Origin of the sequence: Pantoea sp. SIMBA_079 (genome assembly GCF_046940275.1) — a bacterium.
Lineage (GTDB): Bacteria > Pseudomonadota > Gammaproteobacteria > Enterobacterales > Enterobacteriaceae > Pantoea > Pantoea borealis.
In genome coordinates, this window is the sequence record NZ_JAWRYR010000093.1 from 1 (window position 1) to 349 (window position 349).

Annotated in this window: 1 protein-coding gene; it reads left to right on the forward strand. The window is 71.6% G+C overall.

Features of this window, described 5'->3' with window-relative positions; all coding sequences use genetic code 11:
- Window positions 1–221: 221 nt before the first annotated feature.
- Window positions 222–349, forward strand: a 128-nt coding sequence (locus SB719_RS19255) for a DUF4124 domain-containing protein (RefSeq protein WP_412159617.1), incomplete at its 3' end; no start/stop codon positions are given.

Sequence of the window (349 nt, forward strand, 5' to 3'; positions counted from 1 at the left end):
GGCCCTGCGAGGCGGCGATGATCGCGAAGAAACCCGCGAACATTCCCGCGGTCGTGAAGAGGTTGGGCAGCAGATAGATGCCGCGGCCACGGCGGGGGGTCGGATCGGGTGCGCTCATCCGGCGAGTGTAGCGCCTGGGAGCGCGGCGTCGCCGCGGCGGTTGCGCGCATCGCCCGGGAGTGCTGGAATCGCGACTTTCCTGCGCGCCTCCGGAGCCCGCCATGCGTCGTCTGCCCTGCCTCGTCGTCGCGTTGCTCGCCGTCGCCGCCCTGCCCCTCGCCGCCAGCGAGGTCTACAGCTGGAAGGACGCGCGGGGCGTGACCCATTATTCGCAGACACCGCCGCCAGC